The organism is Emcibacteraceae bacterium, from assembly GCA_041396985.1.
Classification (GTDB): Bacteria; Pseudomonadota; Alphaproteobacteria; order Sphingomonadales; family Emcibacteraceae; genus Pseudemcibacter.
The window spans coordinates 60665-77904 of the sequence record JAWKXO010000001.1 but is presented as its reverse complement, the minus strand read 5'-3'; the positions used below and the strand labels follow the sequence as shown (position 1 = coordinate 77904).

Annotated in this window: 15 protein-coding genes; 14 read left to right on the top strand and 1 reads right to left on the bottom strand. The window is 42.2% G+C overall.

Annotation, left to right across the window (positions count from 1 at the left end; genetic code table 11):
* Positions 1–267: 267 nt before the first annotated feature.
* The 4 genes from R3D86_00325 to R3D86_00310 are packed head-to-tail and all read left to right on the top strand — an operon-like array spanning position 268 to position 4450.
* On the top strand, positions 268–831 hold the full coding sequence (locus tag R3D86_00325; GenBank protein MEZ5756644.1) for a polysaccharide biosynthesis/export family protein: 564 nt from the start codon (positions 268–270) through the stop codon (positions 829–831).
* A gap of 32 nt (positions 832–863) precedes the next feature.
* Positions 864–2009, top strand: a complete 1146-nt coding sequence (locus R3D86_00320) for a hypothetical protein (GenBank protein MEZ5756643.1) — start codon at positions 864–866, stop codon at positions 2007–2009.
* Between the two features lie 14 nt (positions 2010–2023).
* The gene (locus R3D86_00315; protein MEZ5756642.1) at positions 2024–3610 is read left to right on the top strand and encodes a Wzz/FepE/Etk N-terminal domain-containing protein; all 1587 of its coding nucleotides are present in this window, start codon (positions 2024–2026) and stop codon (positions 3608–3610) included.
* A 27-nt stretch (positions 3611–3637) separates the two neighbouring features.
* Positions 3638–4450 (top strand): CpsD/CapB family tyrosine-protein kinase, encoded by an 813-nt coding sequence (locus R3D86_00310; protein ID MEZ5756641.1) that lies wholly within the window; start codon positions 3638–3640, stop codon positions 4448–4450.
* Positions 4451–4456: 6 nt separating this feature from the next.
* Here the strand turns inward: R3D86_00310 and R3D86_00305 are convergent, their stop codons facing one another.
* Positions 4457–5983 (bottom strand): O-antigen ligase family protein, encoded by a 1527-nt coding sequence (locus tag R3D86_00305; GenBank protein ID MEZ5756640.1) that lies wholly within the window; start codon positions 5981–5983, stop codon positions 4457–4459.
* Between the two features lie 147 nt (positions 5984–6130).
* Between R3D86_00305 and R3D86_00300 the strand changes: the two genes are divergently transcribed.
* From R3D86_00300 to R3D86_00255, 10 genes are all read left to right on the top strand, one after another.
* Positions 6131–7507: an oligosaccharide flippase family protein gene (locus R3D86_00300; protein ID MEZ5756639.1), complete on the top strand. Its 1377-nt coding sequence runs from the start codon at positions 6131–6133 to the stop codon at positions 7505–7507.
* A gap of 133 nt (positions 7508–7640) precedes the next feature.
* Complete coding sequence (locus R3D86_00295) at positions 7641–9035, top strand: hypothetical protein (GenBank protein ID MEZ5756638.1); 1395 nt, start codon at positions 7641–7643, stop codon at positions 9033–9035.
* Positions 9032–9907, top strand: a complete 876-nt coding sequence (gene galU, locus R3D86_00290) for a UTP--glucose-1-phosphate uridylyltransferase GalU (GenBank protein MEZ5756637.1) — start codon at positions 9032–9034, stop codon at positions 9905–9907. The genes R3D86_00295 and galU overlap by 4 nt, the downstream gene beginning before the upstream one ends.
* Before the next feature lie 26 nt (positions 9908–9933).
* On the top strand, positions 9934–11136 hold the full coding sequence (locus tag R3D86_00285; GenBank protein MEZ5756636.1) for a hypothetical protein: 1203 nt from the start codon (positions 9934–9936) through the stop codon (positions 11134–11136).
* On the top strand, positions 11111–12316 hold the full coding sequence (locus R3D86_00280) for a hypothetical protein (protein ID MEZ5756635.1): 1206 nt from the start codon (positions 11111–11113) through the stop codon (positions 12314–12316). The genes R3D86_00285 and R3D86_00280 overlap by 26 nt, the downstream gene beginning before the upstream one ends.
* 49 nt (positions 12317–12365) lie before the next feature.
* Positions 12366–13367 carry a glycosyltransferase family A protein gene (locus tag R3D86_00275; protein MEZ5756634.1) on the top strand — a complete coding sequence of 334 codons (1002 nt, stop codon included), beginning with the start codon at positions 12366–12368 and terminating at the stop codon, positions 13365–13367.
* Positions 13368–13401: 34 nt separating this feature from the next.
* The gene (locus R3D86_00270) at positions 13402–13908 is read left to right on the top strand and encodes a serine acetyltransferase (GenBank protein ID MEZ5756633.1); all 507 of its coding nucleotides are present in this window, start codon (positions 13402–13404) and stop codon (positions 13906–13908) included.
* Positions 13909–15111: a glycosyltransferase gene (locus R3D86_00265; protein MEZ5756632.1), complete on the top strand. Its 1203-nt coding sequence runs from the start codon at positions 13909–13911 to the stop codon at positions 15109–15111. It abuts the gene before it with no gap.
* Between the two features lie 9 nt (positions 15112–15120).
* A complete protein-coding gene (locus R3D86_00260) occupies positions 15121–16044 on the top strand; it encodes a glycosyltransferase family A protein (protein ID MEZ5756631.1) in 924 nt (307 codons plus the stop codon).
* Positions 16034–17128 carry a WecB/TagA/CpsF family glycosyltransferase gene (locus tag R3D86_00255; protein ID MEZ5756630.1) on the top strand — a complete coding sequence of 365 codons (1095 nt, stop codon included), beginning with the start codon at positions 16034–16036 and terminating at the stop codon, positions 17126–17128. Before R3D86_00260 ends, R3D86_00255 begins: the two co-directional genes overlap by 11 nt.
* The last annotated feature ends 112 nt before the right edge of the window (positions 17129–17240 follow it).

The following is a 17240-nucleotide window of genomic DNA, read 5'->3' as shown; positions in this document are numbered from 1 at the left end:
TAGATCCGGACAGTTAAATTTTCAATCAGCCGGTTTTCAATCCTGTTAAAATTGATTTTGACTATAGAAAAATTCAATTTGTCTTTTTAGCTTTTCTATAAAATTCTGTAAAATTGTGACTGGAAAAAGTCAGAAAGTGACATACTTACAGGCAACTTATTGGCAAAGAAAAAAATGATAATTATCAATTGTTAATTATTTTATTTTATAAAAGGGTAAAATATTATAACTTAGTGAAAATTATAAAGAGAACTGGTTGAAATATAAATGAAATCTATATCACTGCTCATATTGGCTTTTGCCGGATTGCTGATTGGGACATCTTCTTTGCAGGCGCAGGCATTGACCGGGTATACATTAAATCCCGGTGATCAGCTTCATATATCTGTCTGGCGCGAAGATACTCTGGATAAGGAAGTAACGGTACTTCCGGATGGACATATCACTTTTCCGCTGATTGGTAGCGTTAATGTTGTCGGGGTTTCAAGTGTCGAACTTGAAAAGATTATTGAAGAAAAACTTTCTGACACTATTCCAGGGGCCGAGGTAACCGTTCTCGTATTGTCTGTAACGGGAAACAGGGTTTATGTCATCGGGAAAGTTCTTAAGCCGGGGGAATTTATTATGAGTTCCCAAATGACCATTGCACAGGTTTTAAGCCTTGCCGGCGGGCTAGACCGTTTCGCTGATGGTGGCGGAATAAAAGTGCAAAGAATTGAAAATGGCAAAGTCAGATATTTCCAGTATAATTATGATGATTTGCTGTCCGGTAAAACTATTGATTCAATGAGCTTTATTTTAAAAGCCGGTGATGTGGTTATTGTTCCGTAAATTATTTTAAAATCAGATAAGGGTGATCAAAAGTGTCCAGAAAAAAAATAATAACTAAAAAGCCACTGAAGGCTGTCAAAGGACGGCTGTTTCTTGGTGTTTGCTCTGCAGCCTTATTGTCGGCACAATATACCAATGCGGCAGTAACGGATACGACTTTTGGGCTTTCCGCCGAAGGATCTTATGATGATAACCGGTACCTCAGCAGCACTAATAAACAATCAGTCTATATTTTAAACATAAGACCAACCGTTGGTTTAACGATAGAGGATGAAGGCTCACAAACAACCTTTACCGCCTATGGTGCTTATGCATTATCATCTGACCAGGCGATACAGAAAGACAGATTTAATTTCGGTGCTGATGTAAATGGTGTTTATGAATATGAATATTCGACGTTAACATTGGGCGGCGGATTTGATCGTCAGTCCGTTTTTGAAACCGAGTTTCTTGATACCGGCATTTATGCCGGGAACAATGGATGGAGGGATCGTGGGAATGTCTCATTCGGATTAAAAACCAGTTTAAATGAAACCTGGTCATTAAGATTTTCAGACAGCTTTCAAATACTCGACTATTCGACAATAAATTATAATAATTATTGGAGCAACGTTGCTGGAGTTGGCCTCGACGTGGCTCTTAATGAAAGAACTTCACTGGTTCAGAATTTCTCTTACCTTCGCTATGAACCCGATAATATATTTATGAGACCCTTAAACAGCTATAGCTATCTGGCCGGATTTAGTTATGAATTTGATGAAAATACACTTGTCACAGTGACCGGCGGAGCAACGTATCTTTCAGGTGATTACCGCTGGAGTGCGATTGTCGAGCTCAATCATCAACTTGAAAATAACCAAATATCACTGCGGGGCGCACGGGAATTGCTGCCCAGTGGTCTTGGTGGTGTAAGACAGTCAGATTCTGTTGAGTTTAACACGACTTATAATTTCTCTGAATCAGTAAATTACGGGCTCTCGGCATCCTGGCGACGCAGTAAGGATCTGAATAATATTACCCAGCTGAATAATGAGTTTTTTGGGGTTAGCCCCTGGGTAAGTTTTGAAGTGATGAGAGATCTGAACATAAGGCTGCGTTATCAGCTGCGCCGACAAAGAATTGGCCTGAGCAATGACTGGGGCATTTCTAATCTTTTCTCAATTTCCATAGCATATTAAAAGGCCGAATTGAAATGGAATATTCTGAAGCAGAGTTAACGTTAAGAGATTATTTCGCAATATTGAAGCGGCGATATCTATTTCTGATTATTCCGTTTGTACTTGTGTTAGCAGTGAGTATTGGTGTGGCGCTACTTATGGCTCCGGTTTACCAGTCCACCGGTACAATTATGGTTGAATCGCAACAGATACCGGATAATTTTGTTCAATCAACAGTCACCAGTTATGCTGATGAAAGAATTGGCGTGATTACCCAAAGGGTTATGATCCGGGAAAATCTTCTGAGAATAATTGATAAATTTAATCTTTTTGGTGATGCCAGAAGAAGCATTCCGGCATCGGATCTGGTTGAGCGGATGCGCAATATGGTTTCAGTGGAAATAATAAGCGCTGACGTTCAGGGCCAGAAGAATAATGGCAAAACGGCAATTGCTTTTAGAATATCCGTAGAGCACAGCAAACCCAATCTTGCGTTTAGTGTTGCCAATGAATTTGTGACACTTTTCCTGGATGAAAATGTCAGAAACAGAATTTCCCGCGCTTCTGAAACAACTGATTTTTTGAATAACGAAACAACAAAGCTAAAAGACCAGCTCGAAGATATTGAAAATCAGGTAGCCGACTACAAACAGCAAAATAGCAGTGCATTGCCGGAACATCTTGACCTTCGCATTAATCAGCGTGAGCGTGCGGTCCGGGCCGCTGAGGATATTGATCTTTCCATTAAAACACTTGAATCACAAAAAAGTCTGCTTGAAATTGATCTATCCTCAAGGACATATAGCACAGATAATGGCCAAAATGAAATTTCCGCCAACCCGGAACAGGAACTGGCAAAACTTGAGGCACAGCTAGCAGAAAAATCAACAATTTATGGTGATGCCCACCCTGATATTGTTTCCCTGAAACGAAAAATCAGTCAGCTAAAGGAAAAAATTGCTGCCGGAGGCGGAGGCGGTGATGGTTCACCGGAAATTGTTGGCGACCCGGTTGCAGCAAAAATACAGGCGCGAATTGCATCAATTGACGATACAATCAAAACTCAATTGGCGCTTAAAAAAGAACTGGAAAAAAATATCGCTGATCTGGAGAAAACAATAATCCAGACACCTCAGGTCGAAAGAGGGCTCAGGGCTCTTAACCGGAATTATGAAAATGCTTTGGCGCAATACGAATCCATCAAAGCAAAACTTATGGATGCGCAGCTTTCTGAAAGTCTGGAAGAGGAAAAGAAAGCGGAACGCTTTCTGGTGCTTGAGCCACCGGTTCTGGCAGAAAAACCGATCCGCCCTAACAGACAGAAAATAATTATGCTGGGGTTCCTTCTCGCAGTAGCGGCTGGTGTTGGTGCCATATTCCTTATTGAAATGATTGATGGAAGTGTTTATGGCATGGCGCGACTTACCGAAGCAGTCCAACAGCAACCGCTTGCTAATATTCCATATATTGAAACCTGGGAAGAGACAGCCCATAGCAAAAACCGAATTAAGATAATTGCCGGGTTTTCTGTTGCCAGTATTGTGTGTGCGTTGGTGTTGGTACATTTCCTATATTTACCGCTCGATATCTTCTTTTTTAAAGTTTGGTCGAGGATCAGTTGATTTCCAGCAATTTGAAAGGGAAGCTTAATGGAGCGAATTAAACAGGCCATTGAAAAAGTAAAAAAACAGAACCTTGCTGCTGGCATTACTCCGAAAAACGGCAAGCATAAAAGGTCAAATGGCGCTTCAAAAGGTCTTGATGAATTTTCGTATGTCAATACGAAAACGGTTGACCTTGACCCCGCTCATCTGGAAAAGCACCGGATAATCGTTTATAATCAACAGGATGTAAAGTCGACCATTTTTGACATTCTGAGAACCAAAATATTATCAAAGATGCAGGAAAACGGCTGGAAAACTATTGCGGTTACATCACCGACGCAAGGCTGCGGAAAAACGGTTATCTCTGTCAACCTGGCGATTTCGATGGCAAGGTATAATGATTTCTCAATCATGCTTGCCGATTTTGATCTTAAGAAACCGGAAGTTTCCAAGAATCTCGGACTTATAACCAAACATTCAATAATGGACTATTTTGACGGTAAGGTAGAACTGGAAGAAATGCTGGTTAATCCAGGCATTCAAAGGCTTGTAGTGCTGCCAAATAACAAAGCCTATAAGGATAGTTCTGCTTTAATGTCATCCAGAAAAATGTCAGCCTTTGTTGAGGAAGTAAAAGACCGCTACGCTTCGAGAATTATTATATTTGATTTGCCGCCACTTCTTGCGACTGATGATGCTATTGCCTTTATGCCAAATGTTGATTGTGTTTTGCTGGTGGTGGGCAATGGGATGTGCTCCAAATCGGAAATTGAAGAAAGTATGCGCCTTTTAAGCAGCAAAAAACTGCTTGGGACCGTCCTGAATAAATCCGACGATGAATGGCGCGGATATACCTGACGTTTTTTATCTTCGGTTTGTTTCCAGAATATGGTTGAGCAGTTCTGTTTTGGCTATCCTGATGAAAGCACAGGCCAGTCCGAGCAGGCTCCAATAATATTGCTGAGAAATACTGATACTGCTCATTGTGAAGATCGTAACCATCACACCAATAATCGTGGCAAAAAGGGCCCTGTCCATCAGGAGCAGATCCCTGAACTTTATATTTTGTTTGAGTGTGGGCATTAATTTATACATTTTATAAAGAATAGAGGCGAAAATTGATAAAAACAGACCTAGCCCGATCAGTCCGTTTGAAAGGGCTATCTGCAGATAGCTGTTCACAATATCGATAATTCCTTCGCCCTGTCGCATTGTTTCCATTTCGGGGGCATCCATATAATTGGCAGACCCAAAGAACGGGTTTCTTTTTATAACAATCCATGACTGGTCAAGAAGTTGTTGACGATAACTAATCGTGCTGACCGCATGGATATTCTCATCACTGCTGACAAAGGGAATAAGCTCTACGAAACTTTTCCCGGCTTGGGTTGTTGATAATAAGGCAAGTATTAAAAAACCGGCAACCAAAAATTTCGAAAGTTTTCCGACCGCTTTTTGCCCGGTCAGGAAAAATACCAGTATCATGGTAAATGCACCAACCCATGGTCCCCTGGATAGACTGGCAAGCAGACCGCCAATAAAGACAGCAACACCAATCCAATACTGCTGTCGCATTCTTTTTTGTGCTTTCGGATAAAAATATAAAAAGAGCCCAAGGCCGATTGCTGAAATATACCCTAGTACTATAGGGTGGCCCAAAGCCGCAGAGGCGCGTAACAAATTATTTCGGCTAAGATAATTGCCCACACCCCATCTCAAGCCAAGGGAATTAATCGCCCCATTATAAAGATGCCAGCCTTTTAAGGTTTCGGCGATGCCAATGACGGATTGGAGAAAAATACCCAATATGGCGGCAAACATTATTTTCTTCAGATCATCTGTGTTATGCACCGATCTGCCAACAGCATAAAAGGGTATGATGGTTGCCAGTGCTGTAATGGTGGTAAATCTAAGAGCATTGGTAACGTTTGTGTCTCTGAAAGCAATGCCGGCGAGCAGCAAAAAATAAACAAACGCCAGTATATTTACTGATTTAGTGGCATTTAACCCTCGTCTGCCGCTGATCAACAGAGGTAACAGCAGAACCAGAATGATAACATGATGCGGTCCGGTATAAATAAAATAATTGATTATGCCAAAGCCGGGCACCATAACCGTAGCAGCAGGAATTGATGGCAAAAGCAGAAAAAACAGGCATAATTTCAGAATGGGCTTATTCCTGGTCAGAAAGATCAGAAAAATTGATAGGATGACTGCATATATCCAGAAATTAGGCGCAAGAAACGCGAGGAGCGTGGTAAAAACCCAAACAGAAATCCAGATTTTAACGTCCCGTTTTAATCCTTCCGAAGAAGAATAGCGTAAAAACAGGAAGAGAGGAACGCTGACAATAACAGCAATAAATATCAGCGCTCTAATTTCTTCTGACATTAAATTCCAGTCCGTTAATTAAATTAACACTACATTGATATATAAAGTTGGCATTTGCAATTATATATTGGTAATTGATGTTATATATGAGCCGGATAAACAAAAGTCTAATGAATAAAAAATTTAGAACGGGAATGATGTTCAGACATGGAAAATGGGTTGGAAAATAAAAATAACCTGTGGTCGCGTGTCATAAAAGCCGGACTATGGGCGCTTACCGGTTTTGGTATGAGTCAGGTAATAAGACTGGCAAATAATCTGATAATGACCCGGTTGCTTGTGCCGGAAATGTTCGGAATTATGGCTTTGGCCCAGGTTTTTTTATTTATGATGACACTGATTTCCGATATCGGTATCAAACCCAGCATCATAAGAAGCAGACGCGGCGATGATCCACAATTTATCAATACGGCCTGGACTATTCAGATTATAAGAGGGACTATCGTTACAGTTCTGGTTCTTCTGGTTGCCCTTATTATAAAAGTCGCAAATGAATTTGGACTGTTTTCTGAAAACTCGGCTTATACGGCGCCCGAGCTTCCTATGATTATTGCCGTGATGTCTTTGACGTCACTGATTAATGGCTTTTCTTCTATGAACATTATTATCGCCAACAGAAAAATGCTGCTGGGCAGGCTGACGATTATTCAGATCTTTTCCCAGATTGCCGGTATTTTTATTATGATTGCCTGGGCTTTATTAATTGAACGGTCTGTCTGGGCACTTGTCTCCGGGGCAGTTCTGTCTTCCTTGATCATGACAATTATGTCCCATACCTCGTTTCCGGGGGCCAAAAGCCGGATTGAATGGAAAAGCGATGTATTCTGGGAAATTTTTCATTACGGTAAATGGATACTGGTTTCCAGTTTAATATCAGCATTTCTGGCTCAGGGGGATAGGCTGATTCTGGGAAATCTGGTCTCCGGAGAAATTCTTGGAATTTATGCCATTGCTTATTTTCTGGCGTCCGCTGTCAATCAGGCTATTTTCAAATTAAATTTCACCGTCTTTTTTCCGCTGTTCAGTGAAATCAATCGCGACAATGAAAAGGAAATCGCCTCAATTTACTATAAAGTCAGGCGGGTGTCTGATGGCATATCAATGTCGCTGGCAGGTTTTTTATTTGTTTCCGGAGGAGCAATCGTCAACTTACTTTTCGATCAGCGCTATCATGATGCCGGCTGGATGCTCTCTGTACTTTCATTTTCCCTTATTTTTACAGGGACCAGCATTTCAGACGCACTTTATTTTTCTGTTGATAAACCAAAATATCCATCAATTAAAGCCGTCATTAATACTGTTATTTTGCTTGGCGGGTTGCCGTTTATTTTTAATGTCGGGGGATTTGAATGGGCAGTCTGGCTTTTGGCATTATATCTAATTGGCAGCTTGCCATTGGATTTTTACCTCAAAAATAAACTTGGGGTCTTAAATATCTTAAAAGAGTTTTATATGTTGCCGATTATGCTGGTGGGCGGCGCAGCGGGATATATATTTAATAAATTGGTTTCGTTGATTGTTTAGAATATTCAAAATTCATTTAAAACAATGATTTATTTGATCAATTCGCGTATATAAGCAAAGCATATTAATATAAATGAAAGAAATCCCTATTATTAATAGGGTTCAAAGATCATAAGCGTATGAAAGTCTGAAAATGTTATATGAAACCCAGTTTGAAAATATCTTTGACGCCAATGATGATATTAATCTGAGCAGCTATGAAAAGCGTGTAAAAGAATTTTTAGCAACGCTGCGTGAAAAGCGCAAATATGGGAACAACAGACGTAAATTTTTATACCCCTATCTTCAGCTTCCCAGTGAGCGGGATGACCTGACGGATATTCGCAGAACCGCTGACAGGATTTCAAAACGATTTAAGGATGTTGTGGTGCTTGGTACAGGGGGATCAAGTCTTGGTGCACAAATGCTTGTCGCGCTGACCGGTGAGCAGCTCTATGTGCCAAATGGCAAGGCGCGAATTCACTTTCCTGATAATCTTGGCCCCCACACAATGCATCAGCTTATTTCAGAGCTGGACCTCGGGAATACCCACTTCCTGGTCATTTCAAAATCCGGTGGGACAGCGGAAACAATAGCCCAGATGCTGGCCTGTTTTTCTTATATGAGAGCCCTTGTTGGGGATAATGAAGTACAGAACCATTTTACCGTCATTGTGCAGCCGGGGAAAAGTTTCCTTCACGATTTTGCGGTTAAATGGCGGCTCCCTATACATTATCATGACCCTGATCTGGGAGGACGGTTTTCAGTATTATCAATTGTCGGACTGTTGCCGGCCATGATCGTTGGGCTAGACGTTGTTGCCTTGCGTGATGGGGCACAGCAGGTTCTCACCAGAATGATGAATGCAGAGAAAATTACCGAAATGGCCCCGGCAATGGGGGCAATTGCAGTTTATGAACTACAGAAAAGCCGCAATATTAATATCAATGTCATGATGCCGTATGAATGCCGGCTGACCGGCTTTTCAAACTGGTACAAGCAACTATGGGCGGAAAGTCTTGGTAAAAAAGGCAAGGGGACAACACCTTTCAGTGCGCTTGGTCCGATGGATCAGCATAGCCAGCTTCAATTATTTCTTGATGGCCCAAATGATAAATATTTCACCGTCATCACCGTTTCGAGCAAGGGTGAGGGGCCAACCATCGATTCAATGCTGATTGATGATAAAGATTTTTATTTTATGGCCGGCTCAACCATTGGTGATCTGGTAGAAGCAGAAGCAGACAGCACAGTGGAAGCTTTGGGAGAGCGGGGCAAACCCGTCCGGCAGATTAAAATTCGTGAAATTAATGAGCGCATATTAGGGGCGCTGATTATGCATTTCATTCTGGAAACAATCATAACAGCGGAACTGCTTGGGGTTAACCCGCATGATCAGCCATCCGTTGAATATGGAAAGAACCTGACCAAGGAATATTTGTCGAGACTTCATAACGTCAATCAGACCATTTCTGTTCCCGGTGCCAATATTTTGCCAAAAAAAGGTGGAAAGAAACAGTCCGCCAAAAATAAGGGGAAAGTAAAATGAAACCGGTAAGAAAAGCCGTTTTTCCGGTCGGTGGTATGGGTACAAGGTTCCTGCCGGCAACAAAATCAATGCCCAAGGAAATGTTGCCGGTTGTTGATAAGCCGCTTATTCAATATGCGGTTGAGGAAGCAAGAGCCGCCGGAATTGAGGAAATTATTTTTGTGACCGGCCGCGGAAAAGCTGCCATCGAAAATCATTTTGATCATTCCTATGAACTTGAAGATATGCTGGCCAAGAAAAATAAAACGGAAATTCTGGATCAGCTGATAAATCTTTTGCCAAATGAGGGCAGCATATCCTATACCCGCCAGCAGGAAGCACTTGGACTTGGACACGCAATATACTGTGCCAAGAATATTGTCGGTAACGAACCATTCGCAGTATTGCTTGCGGATGACCTGGTAAATTCTTCAAGTCCTTGCCTTAAGCAAATGATGGATCTTTATAATGAAAAAGGCGGCAATGTGGTGGCGATTGAGGAAGTGCCGCGGGAAAAAACCTCAAGCTACGGTATTCTTGATGTTGCAAGCAGGGAAGGAAAGGTTATTGAAGTCAAAGGGTTGGTAGAAAAGCCGGATCCAAAAGACGCGCCATCCACTTTTTCCATCATCGGCAGATATATACTCCAGCCGGAAGTTTTTAGCCACCTTGAGAAAAAAGTCATCGGTGCTGGCGGGGAAATCCAATTAACGGACGCCATGGCACAAATGCTGGGTCATATTCCGTTTCACGGACTGCTTTTTGAAGGTGAGCGCTTTGACTGTGGGGACAAAACCGGATTTATTTTGGCAAACCTTGCCTTTGCAATGGACCGTGATGAAATGCGGGAAGGTATCAAAGACTATTTGGCCAAAAATAAGGACAGGCATTAAACTGTCCCTCGGTAAGAATGTTCCTTATGGATTATATTGAAAAAATCAGAGAGAAAATTAAAACCCCAAAATCCGTTGACGTTTTGACGGAGGATATGATGTGGCAGCATCAAGGACCGTTGCTTTGGAAAGCAGACAGGTTTGATGGCATGCCCGCCTTTTATCCGGTTTATCGATATAATAACTATTATTCCTATTCGCCATTGGCACTTATACTTCATAAAAACACTCTCCATTTAAACCCGGCGGCTGTCAAAAAATTAAACGCAAAAGACTTCATTTTGCTCGGACACGATACACCCATTGATCAGGATGTTGAACGAATTGGCGCTTCACATGGTTTTACGGAAAAAATTACGGATGCCGAAGACTATTGCCGGATGCTGGTTGAAGCCATTAAAACGGACATTGCTGAAATTGAAAAGCTTAATCCCGGATTTATCAATGTGATTATGTGCGGGGGCAAGGATAGCCTGAACCTGCTATTGCTGCCCTGGCAAAATCCGGTCGTTGCCTATAGTGCTGTACCGAATTATCCGCTGGTGTGCGACTTTGTGAAAGAGAATAATCTTGATATAGAGGTGCGTCTTCTGGAAGACAGTTTTGACGAAAACTATCTGCAGGATGAAATCGCTGAATTATGCTGCAGGCTTGATAGCGTTCATTGGCGCTGGGGACACCATATAAAAAAAATAACGGACGATTATTCGAAGAAGCTTATTATCTGGAAAGGGCAGATGGCCGATGCTTACTTCGCGCCACGGTGGAAGACTTATATTTATCCGGAAAATGAACCTAGGCTCTTTTTCTGTAAAGTTTATAATAAACTGTCACCCTATCTGCCCATGTTTTTATCTGTCCCTTTCGGACACTTGATAAGCAGGATGGTTGCGGATACAGTATGGAATAAAGGGGCAATTTCGCAGGGGGATCATATGGCCTTTATCAGGGCGTTAACGGATACTCTCGTATTATCGGCATACCATGGAAAAAATGTGCAGAAAGTCCTGTCCTCTGTTGATCTGGCAAAAGCGGTTCAAAAGGATGTCAGAATGAAAATAGGGGAAATGCTTCATGGCAAACCGGTTATATATCCATCCAGTAACCCGTCGCCGAAATTGTCGGGCTTTAGGGAAGGGTCTCATAAACCGGAAAAGTTTATTGACCTGCTAAAAAAGCATGGCGTGGATATTATCGGGCAGAATGGGTTATCAGGAAATGGTCACTGACTATATTGAAAATCTAAGAAACAGGATAAAGGAGATCCGGCAGGTACCCTGCCTTACCGAAGAAATGGTATGGCAGCATCATGATATTTATATCTGGCAGGCGGATAAGTTTGAAGGGTTGCCGTCATTTTATAATGTCTATCGTTATAAGAACTATTATTCATTTTCCATACTGGCGCTCATTGTGCTTAAAAATAGCATGAAGCTCAATCAAACGGCTGTTGATACTATTTTTGCAAAAAATTTCGCGAACCATCCCGGAAATTACACCATTGATCAGGAAATTGTGAAAATCGGTGCGCCGCATGACTGCTGCTTTGACATAACCGATATTGATGACTATTGCCGATTGACAGCAGACGCTCTGAAAAAAGATATTAAAATAATAGAGGATAAAAACCCCGGCAAAACAAATATTATTATGTGCGGCGGTAAGGACAGCATGAACCTGCTTTTACTACCCTGGGAAAATCCGGTCGTTGCCTTAAGTGCCGAGCCGAATTATCAACTGGTAAAAGAGTTTGTTGCTCAAAATAATCTGAATATAGACGTTTTGAAACTGGATGATACCAATGACCGGGGCGAACTTGATTATGAAATTGTTGAGGCCTGTTGCCGGGCCGATCTGGCCCATTGGCGATGGGGGGCGGATTTAAGGAAAATAGCTGACACCTATCAGCATGAAGCCATTATCTGGAAAGGCCAGCTTGGGGATGTTTATTATACCAATAACTGGAAAAATTTTATTACCCCCTATGTAGAACCGCAGCGAACAGTCAGGCGTCTTTATAAAAAATTCTCATATCTCCTGCCGCAGTTTATTAATAAGAAAATTGGTCACAAATTTCAGCCGATTGTTATTCGGCGGGTTTGGGAAGTCTGCAGCAGCCTTCAGGGCGGACATATGTCATTTTTGAGAGGGCTAATGGATATGCTGGTTTTATCAGCCTATCATGGACCAAATATGTCTTCCCTTATTAAAAAGGCTGATCTTGGTGCCCTGTGTCAAAATGATATCAGGCCAAAAATCGGGAAAATACTTTTGGGGCGCGATGTATTTTATCCGGAAAGTAATCCGACGCCGAAAATGTCAGACTTCAGAACGGGATTACATTTGCCGGATAATTTTTGCGCTCTTCTGGAACAGGCGGGTATTGAAGTTATCCGTGAGAGCCAGTAAAAAATTTAAAACTATCAATATTTTAACCACTTCATTATAAAATATTCTAATGACAAAAGATGATGCAGTAACAGAGAACGGCATGTTGAAAAATGCAGGGGTCGTCATTATTGGCCGTAACGAAGGTCAGCGGCTTAAAGCCTGTATTGAATCAGTTTTAAATTCTGGTGTCAAACATATTGTTTATGTGGATTCCTGTTCGTCAGACGGCAGTGCCAATCTGGCAAAATCCTTTAAAATTAATGTGATTGAGCTTGATCAAGAGTGCCCCTTAACCGCCGCCCGGGCCAGAAATGCCGGTTTTAAGTTCCTGAATGAAACCGTTGAGGGGCTTCATTATGTGCATTTTATAGATGGTGATTGTGAACTGGATGAAAACTGGCTTGAAAATGCGATCAGCGCCTTTGAAGTTTCAGCGGACGTTGCGGTCATTTGCGGGAGGCTTCGTGAAAAATATCGTGACTTAACGCTCTATAACAGGCTATGTGATATGGCGTGGTATATCAAGCCGGGTGAAATTAATTCCTGCGGCGGCATTGCCACCATCAGAGCAGATATATTCCGTAAACATGATGGCTTTAATACAAACCTGATTGCGGGTGAAGAGCCGGAATTTTATCATCGCCTTAGAAAAGCGGGACAGAAGATCATGTGCCTTGACGCGCCCATGGGTTTTCATGATGCGGCCATGATGCATTATAATGCGTGGTGGATCAGATCGGTCCGGACCGGTTTTTCCTATGCCAATGCTGTGGAATGGGGGCGCTGGGCCAGAGAACGAAAAAGTCTGGTGATTTGGGGTGGACTTTATCCGCTTGTCCTGATCGCTACGTTTTTGAAATATCCTTTACTGGCTCTTTTTATTCTTGCGCTTTTTCCCATTCAGATACTGAGAATTTATAAGGGATTGAATATGCCTTATTCATCCGGGGACAAGTTTTTATATGCAACATTTTGTATGATTGATAAAATTCCGGAATTTTTAGGATTTTTAAAGTATCACTACGGTAAGATCAGCGGAAGCAAACAAAATATCATCGAGTATAAATAAAATTACACTATTGAAAGACGGGAACAGGAAATAAATGTCTGAAGTATCAGCGGAAATACCGGATTGGAGCCGGGAGAAGCCAAGACGTTTCTGGGATCCCGGAAGGCGGTTGCTTCGGGCAATCAGAAAATATCAGGCGCTCGAGCAAGGTCATAAAGGGTTCTTCACCAAAGCAGCACAAAAATATTGGGTCCTGTCCCATCGGTTCTGGTCGGTGGTGACAGGGGCGGAAATTGATCTTATGTGCAATATTGGTGGCGGGCTTCTCATCCCCCATCCCAATGGGATTGTCATTCATCCTGCTACGGTGATTGGCCCAAACTGTCTGATTTTTCAGCAGGTGACATTGGGAACATTGATCGGTGGAGCCCCGAAAGTTGGCGGGCATGTTGACATCGGTTGTGGTGCAAAAATTCTGGGGGAAATTACATTGGGGGATCATTCGCGGGTAGGGGCAAATGCCGTCGTACTTAATGATGTTGCCCCAAATCAGACAGTAGTGGGCATACCCGCTGCACCGTTAAAGGTTGAGACAAAATAAATGGCGCTTAAGGAGAAAAATATCGCCTATCTGGCGCCCGCAATTCCGGCATTATCGGAAACATTTGTCTATAATGAAATTTTTTCCTTACGTGAGCGTGGTTACAAAATTTTTCCCCTGTCAATTCATCAACCTGTGGATGTTTCGCCCGCAGTAAAAGAAAAAATGGGACCTGTTCATTATCTTTATAAGGATGGGGTGATTATTTTTATCATTGCTTTTTTTCAGTGTCTTTTCACAAGGCCTTTGGGGACAGTGAAAGCACTGGGGCTATTGATATCAGATTTTTTTCATGTTGGGCTTTTCAATCTGGCGGCTTATAAGCTGATTTATCAGTTTTTTGCTGCCTGTCGGGCGGCGCGGTTATTCATAAAAAACGGTTGTGAACACATTCATGTTCATTTTGCCAATGTGCCATGTCAGGTTGCCATGTATGCGTCGGTCATCAGTCATAAACCCTTTACTGTAACGTCCCATGCCAATGATATTTTTGAACACGGCCTTCTTTTAAAAAGAAAAGCGGAGCGTGCGAAATATTTTGTCACTATTTCCGATTTCAACAGGCGCTTTTTAATGGAAATTGGCCTCCCGGCAAACAAAATACGCATTGTGCGCTGCGGGGTCGATCTGAAATATGAAGGGGCGGAAAAAGAGGCAAGCGAGAAAATCAGGCTTTGTTCACTGGGCCGTCTGGTGGAAAAGAAAGGGATGCTGACCTTAATTGACGCCGTGGCGCTTTTAAAAGATAGAGGGGTACCGGTATTACTGTCCATTGCCGGCGATGGACCCGAACGGACGCAGATTGAAAAAAGAATTGCTGAGAAAAATGTATCCGACTGCGTGGAAATGATCGGCGCCCTTGATAATAAGGATGTGGGGCGATGGATGGCAAAACATGATATTTTTGTTTTGGCCTGTCAGAAAGATAAAAATGGCGACATGGACGGTATTCCCGTTGTGCTGATGGAAGCGATGATGCTTGGTCTAGCGGTTATTTCAACAAGGATATCGGGGATACCGGAACTGATTATAGATGGGAAAACCGGTCTGCTGGTTGAACCGAAAGACGCTGATGCACTGGCGGAAGCAATAGTAAAACGTGACATTCAGCATAGTCTTATCGATAATGCGGCAAGCCATGTTCAAAGCGAATTTGGTCGCGATGTTAATATTGACAGGCTGGAAGTGCTGTTTAACGGATAAGATGAGAATATGAGCTATTTAATTATATCACCCTGCCGGAATGAGGCAAAATTTATGCGCCAGACGCTCGACAGCGTTGCCGGGCAAAGCATATTGCCGGAAAAATGGGTTATTGTTGATGACGGCTCAACCGATGAAACAGCGAACATTCTGAGCGAGTATGCTGAAAAATATACCTGGATTTCGGTGATCACCAATGAAAACCGTGGCGCCCGCGCCGTTGGACCCGGCGTGATTGAAGCTTTTTATAAAGGCTATGACAGTATAAATCCCGCTGAATTTGACTATATCTGCAAACTGGATATGGATCTGATCCTGCCATCCGATTATTTCAAAATTCTGATGGAAAAGATGGCAGAAAATCCAAGACTTGGCTGTTTCAGCGGAAAACCCTATTATATGGATGGTGACAGACAGGTCAGTGAAAAGTGCGGCGATGAAATGTGTGTTGGTGCATCAAAATTTTACCGCCGACAATGTTTTGAGGAAATAGGCGGCTTTGTCCGTGAAGTCATGTGGGATGCGATAGACTGTCATCGCTGCCGATTTCTTGGCTGGATCGCCTGCAGCAGTGATGACCCGAAAATCAGATTTATCCATCTGAGACCGATGGGATCAAGTCAGAATGGCATACTGACCGGCCGGATGCGCCACGGATACGGACAATATTATATGGGAAGCAGTATACTATATTTTATGGCAACCGCCGCATACCGGATGGTGCGGCCACCCTATATTATTGGCGGGCTGGCTATGGCATGGGGATTTATTAAAAGCATGATTTGCCGAAAGCCGCAACAATCAGACAGAAAACTGATTTCATTTATCAGAAAATATCAGCGAAGGGCATTGGTGGTTGGCAAAAAGCGGGCCATTGATGAAATCAATGACGCAATGAAGCCAAAGTGGGAGCAGGCGCACCATGAACGCTGACCGTGATATATATAATTTGTTGGGATTAAGCTTTGATGCCGTGACCATGGAGGAAACGGCCACAAAAATAATCGACGCTATCAACAATAGAAATAAATTATTTTTATCGACACCGAACCTGAATTTCCTGATTGCCGGTCAGCATGATGAACATTTCAGAAAGTCTGTCCTCCATTCTGATTTAAGCATAGCAGACGGCATGCCGATTGTGTTTATGTGTAAACTGCTTGATATCCCCATCAGAAAACGGGTTGCGGGGTCCAGTCTTATTGATTTTCTGAAATATGATGACCGCTGCCGGAAAAAACCGATAAAGGTTTTTTTCTTTGGCGGTCAGGATGGCATAGCGGAACAAGCCCATGAAATATTAAATGAAAAAAAATGCGGACTGGAAAGTGTCGGTTACCTGAACCCCGGCTTTGGCAGTGTCGAAGACATGAGCAGCAACGAAATTATTGATGAAATTAATGAAGCGAAAGCCGACTTCATCATTGTTTCGCTAGGTGCGAAAAAAGGCCAGGCCTGGATTGAAAATAATCGTGACAGTTTAAATGCTTATGTGATCAGCCATCTTGGGGCAGTTGTCAATTTCATTGCCGGGAATGTGAAGAGAGCACCGGAATGGGTGCAGAATTTTCATCTGGAATGGCTATGGCGGATTAAGGAAGAACCGGAATTATTCAGCAGATATTGGAATGACGGTTGTGCCTTTCTAAAATTGATTTTTAAAAATATTTTGCCATACAGATCTCTGATCAAAAGGCACACCACCCGGTCAACGCCATATATTTTGCCGGTTTTTAAGAAAAAGACCGTAATATTAAAAGGTGATCTGACGATAGAAATACGGGACAGGATTATCGCTATGTTTAACGAAATTCTGAAACGGGACGGGGATTTTGAGCTGGATATGACAAAAGTCGGTTATATTGATCCGTCAATTTTGGCTCAATTATTGCTATTTAATGAAGAAATGGAAAGCAATGGGCATAAATTAACCCTGATAAATCCAAATAAATTCATTAAAAGAATATTTCATCTTAATTGCCTTGATTTCAATATCGCTACCAATAAAACAAAATAAATCAATAAAATAGACAATAAACTTAATAATTTAATCGAGCCCACATACACTGTTTTTTTACTTTTCTTTGTGATAATCTCGTCAAATTATAAAACGCAATAAAAAATTAAAT